Raw genomic sequence first — 13,829 nt, forward strand, 5'->3', positions numbered from 1 at the left:
TACCCTGAGGGTACGACCCCAGCCTTAGCTGTTGGGCTTGATTTTCATTAACCGCTATTCCGCAACCCCGCCGCAATCCCATTAATCGACAAATGTATCCCCGTGCGCGCCGCCGCATCCTGCTTGCCTTCGCGGAAACGCTTCAGCAGCTCCACCTGCACGTGATTGAGCGGGTCGATGTAGGGGAAACGGTTGCGTATCGAACGCTGCATCAGCGGATTGGCTTGCTGTAACTCTTCCTGGCCCGTGATCAGTTTCAAGGCGTCCAGGGTGGCCGCATATTCGGCGCGGATGCGCGTGAAGATGGCGTCGCGCAAGGCCTTGTCCTTGACCAGTTCCGCATACTTGCCGGCAATGGCGATGTCGCTCTTGGCCAGGACCATATCCATGTTCGACAGCAGGGACGTGAAGAATGGCCAGTCCGTGTACATGCCGCGCAGCACATCCGCGCCATCGGCCGGATGGGCGGCCAGGTAGGCTTGCACGGCGGAACCGAAACCGAACCAGCCCGGCAGCATCAAGCGGCATTGCGCCCAGCTCAAGACCCAGGGAATGGCGCGCAAATCCTCGATGGACGTGGATTTCTTGCGCGAGGCGGGACGGCTGCCGATATTCAGCGCGGCAATCTCGGCAATCACCGTCGATTCCCAGAAATACTGCTCGAAGCCCTCCGTGCCATACACCAGGTCGCGGTAGGCGTTCAGGGCCGTGCCGGACAGCTCTTCCATCGCGGCCAGATGGCCCGCGCCGGCCGAAGCCTTCGGCTGCAGCTGCGCCTGCGGCAGCAGGGTCGACTGGATGGTGGCGGCCACCAGCACTTCCAGGTTGCGGCGCCCCACTTCCGGGTTCGCATACTTGGCCGTGATGACTTCGCCCTGCTCCGTCAGGCGGATCTGTCCCTGCACGGCGCCGGCCGGCTGGGCCAGGATGGCTTCGTAGCTGGGGCCGCCGCCGCGTCCCACGGAACCGCCGCGGCCGTGGAACAGGCGCAGCTTGATCTGATACTCCTTGAAGACGGTCACCAGCTCGATCTCTGCCTTGTAGAGTTCCCAGCCGGACGTGAGGAAGCCGCCGTCCTTGTTGCTGTCGGAATAACCGAGCATGACTTCCTGCTGGTCCGCGCGCGAAGCCAGCAAGCCCCGGTAGAACGGCAAGCCGAAGGCGCGCGCCATGATGGCGGGGCCGGCGCGCAAGTCATCGATCGTTTCAAACAGGGGGATGATGTTGACGTCCACTTCGCGGCTGTCCTGGCGCAGCAAGCCCACTTCTTTCAGCAGCAAGGCCACTTCCAGCAAGTCCGACACGCTGGCCGCCTTCGAGATGATGCAGTTAGGCACCGATTCACGGCCGTATTTGGCATGGGCTTCGCGCACGGCGCGGAAGATGTCGAGTTCGGACGTCGTTTCTTCCGAATATTGCGCATATGGCGAGGTCAGCAGGCGTGGCGATTCCAGCTCGGCCAACAGCAAGCTGATGCGCTGCTCTTCGTCGAGGTCCAGGTAGACGAGGCCCGGCTGGGCGCCCGCGAACAGTTCGCCCACGACGCGCTCATGCACATCGGAATTCTGGCGCAAGTCCAGCGGCGCCAGCGAAAAACCGAAGACCTTGACGGCACGGCGCAGCTGGCGCAGCCGACCACGGGCCAGCGCGCGCAAGCCATTGCTGACGAGCGAATGCTGGACCACGTCCAGGTCGGCCAGTAGTTCAACGGCGGCAGCGTAAGGCTGCACGCCGTCGGCTTGCTTGCCCTTGCCGGAAAGCACCACGCGCGTATTTTCCAGGCGCGCATGGATGCCATGCAGGGCGCGACGGTACGGCTCGTCCACGCGGTGCGGCGAGGCATCGGCCGAGCGCTCGGCCAGCGCGCGCAGCGGCTCGCTGCAGGCATTCAGTACTTGCGCCAGCGACAATTGCGAAGCGAGCTTGCGCAATTCACCGAGGTAAAAGTCGAGCACCTTGTCCGCCTGCGTTTGCAGGGTGCTGCGCAGGATGTCGGCCGTGACGAAGGGGTTGCCGTCGCGGTCGCCGCCTATCCAGCTGCCGACCTTCATGAAATTCGGCAATTCCGCATCTTCCCAGCGGGCATCGCGCTGGGCCAGCATGGTTTCCAGCGAAGAATACAATTTCGGCAGTTCGCGCAAAATCGTGTGGTCGTAGAACGACAGGCCGTTGGCCACTTCATCCATGACGGACAGCTTGCTCGTGCGCAGCAAACGGGTTTGCCACAGGGTGACGATGCCGCGGCCCAGCGCTTCTTCGTTCTGTTCCGCCTCTTCCGGCGTCATCTGCACGCGGTCGCGTTCGCTCAACAGGCGGGCGATGGCCATCTGGCAATTCTGGATGCTCTTGCGCTGCACTTCCGTCGGATGGGCCGTGAACACGGGGCTGACGAACGCATCTTCAAAGAAGGTTTCCAATGCATCGGCCTTGCCCGCGTCAAACACGTTGCCGACGGCATGGCTGAGGCTACCCTGGCGCGGCGGCGAGCCGGCGATCAAATGGGCGCGCGTGCGGCGAATGTGATGCTGGTCTTCCGCAATATTGGCCAGCAGCGAGAAATAGCTGAAAGCGCGCGTCAATTGCGTGGTTTCTTGCTGCGACAGCGCTTGCAGCGCGTCCGACAGCTGCGCGCGCGCCGCCTCATCATTGTCGCGGCGGAAACGGATGGCCAGCTGGCGCACGTGTTCGATGCGCTCGAAGGCGGGATCGCCCAGGTGGTTGCGGATGGCGTCGCCCAGCAGACGGCCCAACTGGCGGATATCGCTGCTCAGCAGCTCGTCTTTCACTTCATTCATTTGCATGGTATTCATTTCCTGGGGCGGCCACCGGCGGTACCGCACAGATTGCGTAGTTCGCGCTTCCCGGCCCGGGAAACGCCCATCGTCGAATTTGTAGTAAATTTACCTTATTGTCTCACCATCCTCTTGATTTCCATCAATAAAAACCGTATTCAAAGGGCCAATAAGGGCTAACGAGCTGTTTGCCAGGGCAACAATATGAAAATTTACTACGCATTTAAGCGAAAGGCAATCAACTTTTGTCTTTCGAGGGTGAAAAGTGGCGGCGCAACACACATCGCGGTGGCGGCGAATACACGCTCTCCTGTATGCTGGCGGCTGAAACAAGGATGTATTCCACATCTTTATGAACGAAGCCCATGCGACTGACTGCCTACACCGACTACACCCTGCGCACCCTGATGTACCTGGGCGTGCACCGCGACCGCCTCGTGACCATCCAGGACATCGCCGACCTGCATGCCATCTCGAAAAATCATCTGATGAAGGTGGTGCACCAGCTGGGCCTGTCCGGCATCGTGGAAACGGTGCGCGGACGCAATGGCGGCCTGCGCCTGGCGCGCGACCCGGCCGAGATCAATATCGGCACCGTCGTGCGCGAGACGGAAAGCGATTTTTTCATGGCCGAATGCTTCAACAAGGAAAACAATACCTGCCCGCTGACACCCGATTGCCTGCTGAAAGCCAAGCTGGGCCAGGCCACGGCCGCCTTCCTGGCCGTGCTCGACACGGTGACCCTGGCATCGATACTCGAAGCGACGCCAGGCGTGCCGGCGCTGGCGGCCGGCGTGATTCCCCTGCGCGTGGCAAAGTAAGCGCACAAAAACAACAATGCCCGGCGAACCGGGCATTGTTTCCTGCTGCAACTATCCAAAACCTCAATGCGCGCTGGCGCCTGCCGCACCGATGCCCGTCTCCGAACGCATCTGCTGCGCTTCGTAGCCGGCACGGTCGATGCGCGCGCGGGGGCTCTTGTCGAGCACCGAGAACAGCCAGATGCCGACGAAGCCGGCCGTCATCGAGAACAGCGCTGGCGAGGCATACGGGAACAGCGCTTCGCCATGGCCGAGCACATCGACCCATACGGACTTCGACACCACCGTCAGCGCGACGGCCGTGATCAAGCCCAGGAAGCCGCCGATGGTGGCGCCCCGCGTCGTGCAATCCTTCCACAACACCGACATGAACAGCACGGGGAAGTTGGCCGAGGCGGCAATGGCGAAGGCCAGCGACACCATGAAGGCGATGTTCTGCTTTTCAAAGGCGATACCGAGCACCACGGCGATAATGCCCAGCACGATCGTCGTCACGCGCGACACCTTCAATTCGTTGGCGCCCGTGGCCTTGCCCTTCTTGATGACGGTGGCATACAGATCATGCGACACGGCCGACGCGCCCGACAGGGTCAGGCCCGCCACGACGGCCAGGATGGTGGCAAATGCCACAGCCGACATGAAGCCGAGGAAGACGTTGCCGCCCACGGCCTTGGCCAGATGTACGGCCGCCATGTTGTTACCGCCCAGCAGCTTGCCGGCCGCATCCTTGAACTCGGGATTGGTGCTTACCAGCACGATGGCGCCAAAGCCGATGATGAAGGTCAGAATATAGAAATAGGCGATCCAGGTGGTGGCCCAGAACACGGATTTGCGCGCTTCCTTGGCGCTCGGCACCGTGAAGAAACGCATCAAAATGTGCGGCAGGCCGGCCGTGCCGAACATCAGCGCCATGCCGAAGGAGATGGCCGAGATCGGATCCTTGATGAAGGAACCGGGACCCATGATGGCTTCCTTGGTGGCATGCACGTCCACCGACTTGGCGAACAGCGCTTCCGGGCTGAAGTTGAATTGCGCCAGCACGGCCACTGCCATGAAGGTGGCGCCGCCCAGCAGCATCACGGCCTTGATGATCTGCACCCAGGTGGTGGCCGTCATGCCGCCGAACAGCACGTAGATCATCATCAATGTACCGACGAGAACGACGGCGATCCAGTATTCGAGGCCGAACAGCAGCTTGATCAGCTGGCCCGCGCCCACCATCTGCGCGATCAGGTAGAACGCCACGACGACGAGGGTGCCGGACGCGGAAAAGATGCGGATCGGCGCCTGCTTGAAGCGGTAGGCGGCCACGTCGGCAAAGGTGAAGCGGCCCAGGTTGCGCAGGCGCTCGGCCATCAAAAAGGTGATGACGGGCCAGCCGACGAGAAAGCCGATGGCGTAGATCAGGCCATCGTAGCCGTTCAGGAAGACGGCGGCGGAAATACCGAGAAACGATGCGGCCGACATATAGTCACCCGCGATGGCCAGACCGTTCTGGAAGCCCGTGATGCCGCCGCCGGCCGTGTAGAAATCGGACGCCGACTTGGTCTTCTTGGCCGCCCACTTGGTGACGAACAGGGTGAAGATGACGAAGGCAGCGAACATGATGATCGCCGTCCAGTTGGTCGGTTGCTTGACTGCCTGGCCCAGGTCGGCGCCGGCCGCGAACGCGGCGTTGCTGGCGCCGAGCAAGGCCAAGGCGCTCAGACAGGACACGCCGCGCAGCGCATGCTTGGCGGCGCTCATGCTTGCACCCGTGCCTGGATGGCGCTGGTCAGGTCGTCGAATTGTTTGTTGGCGCGGCGCACATAGATGCCGGTGACGAGCACGGTAAACACGATGACGAACAGGCCGATCGGCATGCCCCAGGTCATCACGCCGGCGCCCGTTTTCGTGGCCAGGAATTCCTTGTTGAAGGCGATGAGCAGGATGTAGCCGTAGTACACCAGCATCATCAGGCCCGTCAGCGCCCAGCCGAAGCGGGAACGCACCTTGACCAGCTGATGGTAGCTGGGGTCGCTCTTGATTTTTTGAACCAGATCGTCATGCATATATTGCCTCCGTTATTGTAAAAAGCTGCTCTTTTGTTTTCGAGCTTGCATTCACAATACGGGGCCAGCCTTACCGGCCCCTTACGGCGAGAGGAATTTCTCGCCGTGGCAACACGTCACTTGCAACGAGATCAATTCAGCGCGGCGGCCGGCCCGAAGAATTCATGGTGCGTCTGCTGTTCCGGCACGCCCAGCTCGCGCAGGTATTGCTTGACGGCCCGCATGAACGGCTGCGGCCCCAGGAAGTAGGCGTCGACGTCGCGCGAGGCCGGCAGCCAGTCATTCAGCTGCTCTTTATCGAGCAAGCCGACGGCATCCGGCGCGTCCTGTTCATCGCCATGTTCCGCGTAGCAGTAATAGCGCTGCAACTGCGGGTGCTGCGTGGCCAGTTCGTCGATCTGACGGCGGAACGCATGCACGCCGTGGTTGCGCGCCGCGTGGATGAAATGCACGGGACGCTTGCCGCGCAGGGCCGCCGTCAGCATGGCCAGGGTCGGCGTGATGCCCACGCCGCCGCTGATCAGCACCAGCGGCTTGTCGCTGTCCCTCAGCACGAAGTCGCCCGATGGCGGCGTCAGCTGGACCGTGTCACCCGCCTGCACGTGATCGTGGAAATGGTTCGACACCTTGCCGCCCGCTTCGCGCTTGACGCTGATGCGGTAGGTCTGGCCATTGCTGGCGGCCGACAGCGAGTACTGGCGGCGCATGGGCACGCCATCGACCGTGGCCACCACGCCGATGTACTGGCCTGGCGCGAAGTCGAGCACGGGCCGGCCATCGGCGGGCGCCAGCAGGAAGGACGTGATCTCGCCGCTTTCCACCGTCTTGCTGCGCACGGTAAAGTCGCGCGCGCCGCTCCAGCCGCCCGGTGCGGCCGCCTGCGCCTTGTAGATGCGCCCTTCCTCGCCGGCCAGGATGTCGGCCAGCTGGCCGTAGGCCGCGCCCCAGGCGTCGATGACGGCGTCGCTGGCCACCTCTGCGCCCAGCACTTCGCGTATCGCCTGCAGAAGGCTGGCGCCCACGAGCGGATAGTGCTCGGCGCGGATTTGCAGGGCCACATGCTTGTTGACGATGTTCGACACGAGGTCGCCCAGCGCATCCAGTTGTTCGATGTGCCTGGCATACATCAGCACGCCATTGGCCAGCGCGCGCTGCTGGTCGCCGCTGTGCTGGTGCGCCTGGTTAAAGTACGGCAGCACTTCGGGATGGTCGCGGAACAGATTCTTGTAGAAGTGGCGCGTCAGCGCTTCGCCGCCCTGCTCGAGGATGGGCACGGTGGCCGTGATGATGGCGCGTTGTTCTTGGGTCAGCATGTAAAACTCCTGTGTGGATATGGGTAAGCGGTATCAGGCCAGCGTCTCGACAGCTGGATATAACTCATGATCTTCGCGCCGCATGCGCTGGAACAGGGCGTGCAGCACGGTGTTGGCTTCGCTGCGGAAGGCGTCCGGTTCGGCTTCCAGGCGCACCGGGGTATTCCAGCGGCCGGCGAAATCGAGGTAGGCGCCGGCGATGCCGTGCATCTCGTTTTCATACTGGCGCCCCAGCCGGGCCACCTCGGCCACGCCCGACGCTTGCGCGGCCGGATACAGGTAGCGCTGCTCGACGGCCAGGTGCAGCTTGATCAAGCCGCTCATGGCGACGATCTGTTCGGCGATGGCTTGCGCCTGCGCGGCGACGCCGCCGCGCGCCAGCTGGCGCAAGTCATCGATGGCGGCCAGGATGGCCAGGTGCTGCTGTTTGAATTTGTCGATATTCATGGCGTGTTTCTCTTGTTGAGTGCCGCCAGTGTAGTGGAATTCGCTTAAACATGCAAATAATATACATCTTTAAAACTTCAAAGTTTCCTGCAGGAATGTAAATTGACATGCGCCACTATGTGCGGCACAGAACACAAGCTACGGCCATGCCTGCCTATAATTTGCTCATCACAGCGCGTGCCCGCTTGCGGCCGTGCCGCACCCTCCACTCGAACCAAGGATAAGCATGAAAAACAAGACGGGCACGGGCCAGGCGCAGCAACTGGCCGGCATCATCAACGAGCACCACGCGGAACTGCTGGACGGATGGATGGCCGGCCTGATCGGACGCCTCGTGCGACGCGACAAGATCGCGGAAAACGAGCTGCGCCAGCAGGCGTCGCAATTTCTGCCGCTGCTGGCGGGCGCGCTGGAAAGCGGCGACTCGTTCGACACGGAAGGCGGCGCCTGGGACGACACGCGCCAGCTGCTTGCCGAAATATCGCAGTCGCGCGTGCGCCAGGGCTATTCGCCGATCGACACGGCCAGCTTCATGTTCGCCCTCAAGGAGCCGCTGTTCGGCTACCTGCGCAAGGCAATCACGGCGCAGCCGGAACAGCTGGGCGACGCCATCGTCAGCACCAGCAAGCTGTTCGACGAGCTGGGCCTGCTGACCATCGCCATCTACCAGAAGGCGCGCGAACAGGTGATCCTGCGCCAGCAGCAGGAATTGCTGGAGCTGTCCACGCCCGTGGTGCAGCTGTGGCAAAACGTGCTGGCCCTGCCCCTGATCGGCACCCTCGACAGCGCGCGCACGCAGGTGGTGATGGAAAGCCTGCTGCAAAAGATCGTCGACACGGGCGCGCTGATCGCCATCATCGACATCACGGGCGTGCCCACCGTCGACACCCTGGTGGCGCAGCACCTGCTGAAGACCATCGCCGCCGCGCGCCTGATGGGGGCCGACTGCATCATCAGCGGCATCCGCCCGCAGATCGCGCAAACCATCGTGCACCTGGGGGTCAACCTGGAAGACGTGATGACCAAGGCCACCCTGGCCGACGCCTTCGTCGTGGCCCTGAAACGCACGGGTTCCAGCATCACCTACCAGCAGCAACAACACTGAGGCGCCTATGGAGAGAATCCCCATTTTACGCATGGGCCGGCTGCTGCTGGTGACGATACAGGTGGACATGCACGACCGCCTGGCGATGACCTTGCAGGACGACCTGACCACCCGCATCGTGACGGACCGCGCCACGGGCGTGCTGATCGACATTTCAGCGCTCGACATCGTCGACTCCTTCATCGGCCGCATGATCAGCAACACGGCGGCGATGGCGAAAATCCTCGACGCACACACGGTGGTCGTCGGCATGCAGCCGGCCGTCGCCATCACCCTGGTGGAATTGGGCCTGGCGCTCGAGGGCGTGAGCACGGCGCTCAACGTGGAGCTGGGCATCAAGCTGCTGGAACGGGGCGGCGCATGCGCATGACGGGGGCGCCATGCTAGGCGCGCAGGCACAGGAACGTGCGCAGGCTGGGATGCAGCAGATGCCGCAGATTCTGCCCCTGCACAGCGACGAGGACGTCGTGCGCTTGCGCAAGCAGGTACGCGACAGCATGGTCGCCATGGGATTTGGCCTGATCGAACAGACCAAGATCATCACGGCGGCCAGCGAGCTGGCGCGCAACACCCTGCGCTACGGCGGCGGGGGCGAAGCGCGCATCGCGCGTGTCTGCGACGGCACGCGCCAGGGGCTGGAGCTGCGCTTCGTCGATGCGGGACCGGGCATCGACGATATTCCCCTGGCGCTGACCGATGGCTATACCAGCGGCGGCGGACTGGGACTGGGGCTGGGCGGCGCCAAGCGCCTGGCCGACGCATTTCACATCGACACGGCGCCCGGCGCGGGCACCACCGTCACCATCGCGAAATGGAAGCTGTTTTGAACCACATCGAGCAAGCCCCTGACATCGCCAGGCAACGCAGTTTTCCCATCAGCGAGCCGAGCGAAATCGCCGCCGCCCGGCGCGCCGGCAACGAGCTGGCGCGCCGCATCGGCTTCGACGACGTGCGCGCGGGCCAGCTGGCCATCATCATCAGCGAGGCGGCGACCAACATCGTCAAGCACGCGCAGCGCGGCGAGATCCTGCTGCGCAAGGTGCTGCGCGGCGGCACCAGCGGCATCGAAGTGCTGGCCATCGACAATGGCCCCGGCATGGGCAACGTGCGCCAGCACATGGCCGACGGCCATTCCACCACGGGCACCTACGGCGTGGGCCTGGGCGCGATACGCCGCCTGGGCCAGGAATTCGACCTGTACACGGCGCCCGGCAAGGGCACCGTGCTGATGGTCGTGGTCTGGGGGCAGCACGCCAGCAGCGCCATTCCCGCCCATCCGAACTGGCAGGTCGGCGCCGTATGCCTGCCGCTGGCGTCGGAACAGGTGTGCGGTGATGCCTGGAACGTCGTTTGCGAAGGCCATGAACTGAGCTTGATGGTGGCCGACGGCCTGGGCCACGGCCCGCTGGCGGCGCGCGCGTCCGAACGCGCCAGCGCCCTGCTGGAACAGGACACGCCCGGCCTGCCGCCCCTGCCCGCCCCCTTCATCGAACTGGCCCACGGCGCCCTGCGCACGACGCGCGGCGCGGCCCTGGCCGTGGCCCACATCGACAGCGCGCGCCGCGAACTGCGCTATGCGGGCGTGGGCAACATCGCCGCCTGCGCCTTCGACGCGCAGCAGCGCCGGCATCTGCTGTCGCATAACGGCATCGTCGGCAGCAATCTGCGCAAGGTGCAGGAATTCTGCTATCCGTGGCAGCTGGGCACGACCTTGATCATGCACAGCGACGGCCTGCACACGCGCTGGGACCTGGAACAGTATCCGGGCCTGGCGCATTGCCACCCCAGCCTCGTCGCCGCCGTGCTGTACCGCGATTTTGCGCGCGGGCGCGACGACGTCACGGTGGTGGTGCTGCGCGAACACGAGGAGCACCGGCCAGCCGGTGCGGAAAGGAACGACACGCCATGACGCAACGCATATTGACGGCCCATATCGGCAGTGAACTCGACGTGGTCGGAGCGCGCCAGCATGCGCGGCAGATCGCCGCCCTGTGCGGTTTCGGCGTGCAGGACCAGGTGCGCATCGCCACGGCCGTGTCGGAACTGGCGCGCAACGTCTACAACTACGCCGGCAGCGGCAAGGTGCATTTCGCCATCGACGGCCAGACGGCGCCGCAGGTGCTCAGCATCCGCATCGAGGACCAGGGCCCCGGCATCGCACAGCTCGACCGCATATTGTCCGGCACCTACCGCTCGCCGACGGGCATGGGCCAGGGCATCCTGGGTGCGCAGCGCCTGATGGACCGCTGCCACATCCGCAGCACGCCGGGCGAAGGCACGCAGATCACCCTGCACAAGCTGTTCCCGCGCGACGCCCCCCTGCTCGACGGGGGCATGATAGGCGCGCTGTCCGGCAGCCTGCAGGCGCTGCCCTCCGATATCACGCTGTCCGAAGTGCAGCAGCAGAACCGCGAGCTGCTCACCACCCTGGCCGAACTGAAGACGCGCCAGGACGATTTGCTGCAATTGACGCGCGAACTGGAAGACACCAACCGGGGCGTGGTGGCGCTGTTCGCGGAACTCGATGAAAAGGCCGACCACCTGCGCCGCGCCGACCAGATGAAATCGCGCTTCCTGTCGAACATGAGCCATGAATTCCGCACGCCGCTCAGTTCCATCCGCGCCCTGTCCAAGCTGCTGCTCGATCGCATCGACGGCGAGCTGTCCGAGGAACAGGAAAAGCAGGTGCTGTTCATCCTGCAAAGCGCCGTCAGCCTGAGCGACCTGGTCAACGACTTGCTGGACCTGGCCAAGATCGAGGCGGGCAAGGTCGACGTGCACGCCAACAGCTTCCAGGTGGCCGACCTGTTCAGCGCCCTGCGCGGCATGCTGCGCCCGCTGCTGGTGTCCGAGTCGCTGACCCTGACCTTCATCGACCCCGACCCGGCGCTGCACATCCACACGGATGAAGGCAAGCTGTCGCAAATCCTGCGCAACTTCATCGCCAACGCCCTGAAGTTTACGGAAGCGGGCGCCATCATCGTCAGCGCCACGCCCTTGCCGGAGCAGGACGCCATCCGCTTTTCCGTCTCCGACACGGGCCTGGGCATCGATGCCGAGGACGTGCAGCTGATCTTCGAGGAATTCAGCCAGGTGGAAAACCACATGCAGCGCAAGGTCAAGGGCACGGGTCTGGGCCTGCCCCTGTGCCGCAACCTGGCCACCCTGCTCAATGGCACGGTGAGCGTGGAAAGCACGCCGGGTGAAGGCTCGCTGTTTTCCGTCGTCCTGCCCACCAGCTACCATGCGCCCGAAGGCAGCCTGCCGCCGAGCGCGCCGGCCAACGACAATGGCAACGACCAGCGCATCGGCGTGCTGGTGGTGGAAGACAATCCGCCCGTGCGGCTGCTGTATGAAAAATTCCTGGCCGGCAGCGAATTTCGCGTCGTTCCCGCGCGCAGCGTGCGCGAAGCGCAGGAGCGCTGGGAACAGCAGCGTCCCGCCGCCATCATCCTCGACATCCTGCTGCACGGCGAAACAGCCTGGCACTGGCTGGCCGAGCTGAAAAACGATCCGCTGCGGCGCCAGGTGCCCGTCATCGTCGCCACCGAAATCGACGACGTGCGCAAGGGCCTGGCTCTGGGCGCCGACGCCTATTACGTCAAGCCGCTGTCGCGCCAGCAATTGCTGGCCACCCTGCGCGCGCTGATCGGCAACCAACACCACCGGCAAGAGCCGGCTCCGCCGCAAGGCACAACCACCTGGGACAATGCGCATGCTACCGGATAACAACAGCGATGCTCTGATCCTGAACGTCGATGACAGCGACGGCGCACGCTACGCCAAGTCGCGCATCCTCAAACGCGCCGGCTTCAAGGTCATCGAAGCGTCGAACGGGGGTGACGCGCTGCTGCGCGCACGCCAGGACCGCCCGAACCTGATCCTCCTCGACGTCAAGCTGCCCGACATCAACGGCCTCGAAGTGTGCCGCCAATTGAAGGGCGGCGCCGAAACGAACACCATCCTGGTGCTGCAGACGTCGGCCTCCTGCATCGGCTCGGCCGACAAGATCCGCGCCCTGGACGGCGGCGCCGACAATTACCTGGTCGAGCCCATCGAGGCCGATGAACTGGTCGCCAACGTCAAGGCGCTGCTGCGCCTGGGCCGGGTCGAGCGCGCGCTGCGCGACGTGGACCGCCGCAAGGATGAATTCCTGGCCACCCTGGCGCACGAATTGCGCAACCCGCTGGGCCCCATCCGCACGGCGCTGGCCCTGCTGTGCAAGCTCGACCCCGTCGTGCCGGCCGTGCAGGACAACGCGCGCCGCACCATCGGCCGCCACACGGACCACCTGGTGCGCCTGGTGGACGACCTGCTCGACGTGTCGCGCATCTCGCAGGGAAAAATCTCGCTGCAATGGGAAAGCGTCAGCCTGGCCAGCGTGATTCGCAGCGCGCTGGAAACGAGCTCGCACAGCGTCGAGGCGCGCGGCCATGCGCTGGACGTGAACCTGCCCAAGGAAGAACTATGGGTCTGCGGCGACGCCGTGCGCCTGTCGCAGATCGTCGCCAACCTGCTGCTCAACGCGGCCAAGTTCACGGCGCCGGGCGGGCGCATCGCCATTGCCGCCGCGCGCGAAGGCGACAACGTGCGCATCCGCCTCAGCGACAACGGCATCGGCATCGCCGCCGCCAGCATCGACAGCATCTTCGGCCTGTTCGAACAGAGCGGCCACTCGCCCGACCGGGTGCAGGACGGGCTGGGCATCGGTCTGTCGCTGGTGCGCAACCTGGTGACCTTGCACGGCGGCCAGGTCAGCGTGCGCAGTCCCGGCGTTGGGCTGGGCAGCACCTTCGAAGTCATCCTGCCGCTCGACGCCAACGTGCCGCTGCCGGCCGTGCCAGCACCGCAGGCGGCCACCGGCGGCAAGCAGCGCATTCTCGTCGTCGACGACAACTGCGATGCGGCCGACACCCTGGCCGAACTGCTGGAAATGTACGGCCACACGGTGCGCACGGCCTACACGGGGACGCAAGCGACCGAGCGCACCTTGGAATTCAAGCCCGACATCGTCTTTCTCGACATCGGCCTGCCCGACATGAGCGGCTACGACGTGGCCGTCAAACTGCGCCAGCTGCCGATACCGCAGCAATTCCTGCTCGTCGCGCTGACCGGCTATGGCCAGGAACACGACCGCCAGGCGGCCCTGGCGTCGGGTTTCAATGAGCACTTCGCCAAGCCCGTCGATTTCGGCAAGCTGGCCATGCTGGGATTGCATATCGCACCGTGAGCGCGGTGGCGGCTGCGTGTTGCCTGGGCGTCCGCTATAATCGGCGGCCGCCTCACCTCTGGAACCATGA

12 protein-coding genes are annotated in these 13,829 nt (G+C 64.3%); 7 read left to right on the forward strand and 5 right to left on the reverse strand.

What is annotated here, in order from left to right; all coding sequences use genetic code 11:
- Nucleotides 1-47: 47 nt before the first annotated feature.
- On the reverse strand, nucleotides 48-2,801 hold the full coding sequence (gene ppc, locus BLU39_RS02070; protein ID WP_198511156.1) for a phosphoenolpyruvate carboxylase: 2,754 nt from the start codon (nucleotides 2,799-2,801) through the stop codon (nucleotides 48-50).
- Nucleotides 2,802-3,157: 356 nt separating this feature from the next.
- Here ppc and BLU39_RS02075 point away from each other — a divergent pair, with 356 nt between their 5' ends.
- Nucleotides 3,158-3,613 (forward strand): RrF2 family transcriptional regulator, encoded by a 456-nt coding sequence (locus tag BLU39_RS02075; protein ID WP_092708984.1) that lies wholly within the window; start codon nucleotides 3,158-3,160, stop codon nucleotides 3,611-3,613.
- A 63-nt stretch (nucleotides 3,614-3,676) separates the two neighbouring features.
- Here the strand turns inward: BLU39_RS02075 and BLU39_RS02080 are convergent, their stop codons facing one another.
- From BLU39_RS02080 to BLU39_RS02095, 4 genes are all read right to left on the reverse strand, one after another.
- Entirely contained in the window at nucleotides 3,677-5,359 is a 1,683-nt protein-coding gene (locus BLU39_RS02080; protein WP_175539182.1) for a cation acetate symporter, read from the reverse strand.
- Nucleotides 5,356-5,664 (reverse strand): DUF485 domain-containing protein, encoded by a 309-nt coding sequence (locus tag BLU39_RS02085; RefSeq protein WP_046682872.1) that lies wholly within the window; start codon nucleotides 5,662-5,664, stop codon nucleotides 5,356-5,358. The genes BLU39_RS02080 and BLU39_RS02085 overlap by 4 nt, the downstream gene beginning before the upstream one ends.
- Nucleotides 5,665-5,795: 131 nt before the next feature.
- Nucleotides 5,796-6,977, reverse strand: a complete 1,182-nt coding sequence (gene hmpA / locus BLU39_RS02090) for an NO-inducible flavohemoprotein (RefSeq protein ID WP_092708987.1) — start codon at nucleotides 6,975-6,977, stop codon at nucleotides 5,796-5,798.
- A gap of 33 nt (nucleotides 6,978-7,010) precedes the next feature.
- Nucleotides 7,011-7,424, reverse strand: a complete 414-nt coding sequence (locus tag BLU39_RS02095) for a hemerythrin domain-containing protein (RefSeq protein WP_092708990.1) — start codon at nucleotides 7,422-7,424, stop codon at nucleotides 7,011-7,013.
- A 226-nt stretch (nucleotides 7,425-7,650) separates the two neighbouring features.
- Here BLU39_RS02095 and BLU39_RS02100 point away from each other — a divergent pair, with 226 nt between their 5' ends.
- The 6 genes from BLU39_RS02100 to BLU39_RS02125 are packed head-to-tail and all read left to right on the forward strand — an operon-like array spanning nucleotide 7,651 to nucleotide 13,759.
- Nucleotides 7,651-8,529: an STAS domain-containing protein gene (locus BLU39_RS02100; RefSeq protein ID WP_092708993.1), complete on the forward strand. Its 879-nt coding sequence runs from the start codon at nucleotides 7,651-7,653 to the stop codon at nucleotides 8,527-8,529.
- Between the two features lie 7 nt (nucleotides 8,530-8,536).
- Nucleotides 8,537-8,899, forward strand: coding sequence for an STAS domain-containing protein (locus tag BLU39_RS02105; RefSeq protein WP_092708997.1), 363 nt, complete (start codon nucleotides 8,537-8,539; stop codon nucleotides 8,897-8,899).
- 58 nt (nucleotides 8,900-8,957) lie between these two features.
- A complete protein-coding gene (locus BLU39_RS02110; protein WP_314606372.1) occupies nucleotides 8,958-9,356 on the forward strand; it encodes an ATP-binding protein in 399 nt (132 codons plus the stop codon).
- Nucleotides 9,341-10,438 (forward strand): ATP-binding SpoIIE family protein phosphatase, encoded by a 1,098-nt coding sequence (locus tag BLU39_RS02115; RefSeq protein WP_092709003.1) that lies wholly within the window; start codon nucleotides 9,341-9,343, stop codon nucleotides 10,436-10,438. Before BLU39_RS02110 ends, BLU39_RS02115 begins: the two co-directional genes overlap by 16 nt.
- Nucleotides 10,435-12,258 (forward strand): ATP-binding protein, encoded by a 1,824-nt coding sequence (locus BLU39_RS02120; protein ID WP_092709006.1) that lies wholly within the window; start codon nucleotides 10,435-10,437, stop codon nucleotides 12,256-12,258. The genes BLU39_RS02115 and BLU39_RS02120 overlap by 4 nt, the downstream gene beginning before the upstream one ends.
- Nucleotides 12,245-13,759 (forward strand): ATP-binding response regulator, encoded by a 1,515-nt coding sequence (locus tag BLU39_RS02125; RefSeq protein ID WP_092709867.1) that lies wholly within the window; start codon nucleotides 12,245-12,247, stop codon nucleotides 13,757-13,759. Before BLU39_RS02120 ends, BLU39_RS02125 begins: the two co-directional genes overlap by 14 nt.
- Nucleotides 13,760-13,829: the final 70 nt, after the last annotated feature.

It is taken from the genome of Janthinobacterium sp. OK676 (genome assembly GCF_900103595.1).
Lineage (GTDB): Bacteria > Pseudomonadota > Gammaproteobacteria > Burkholderiales > Burkholderiaceae_D > Janthinobacterium.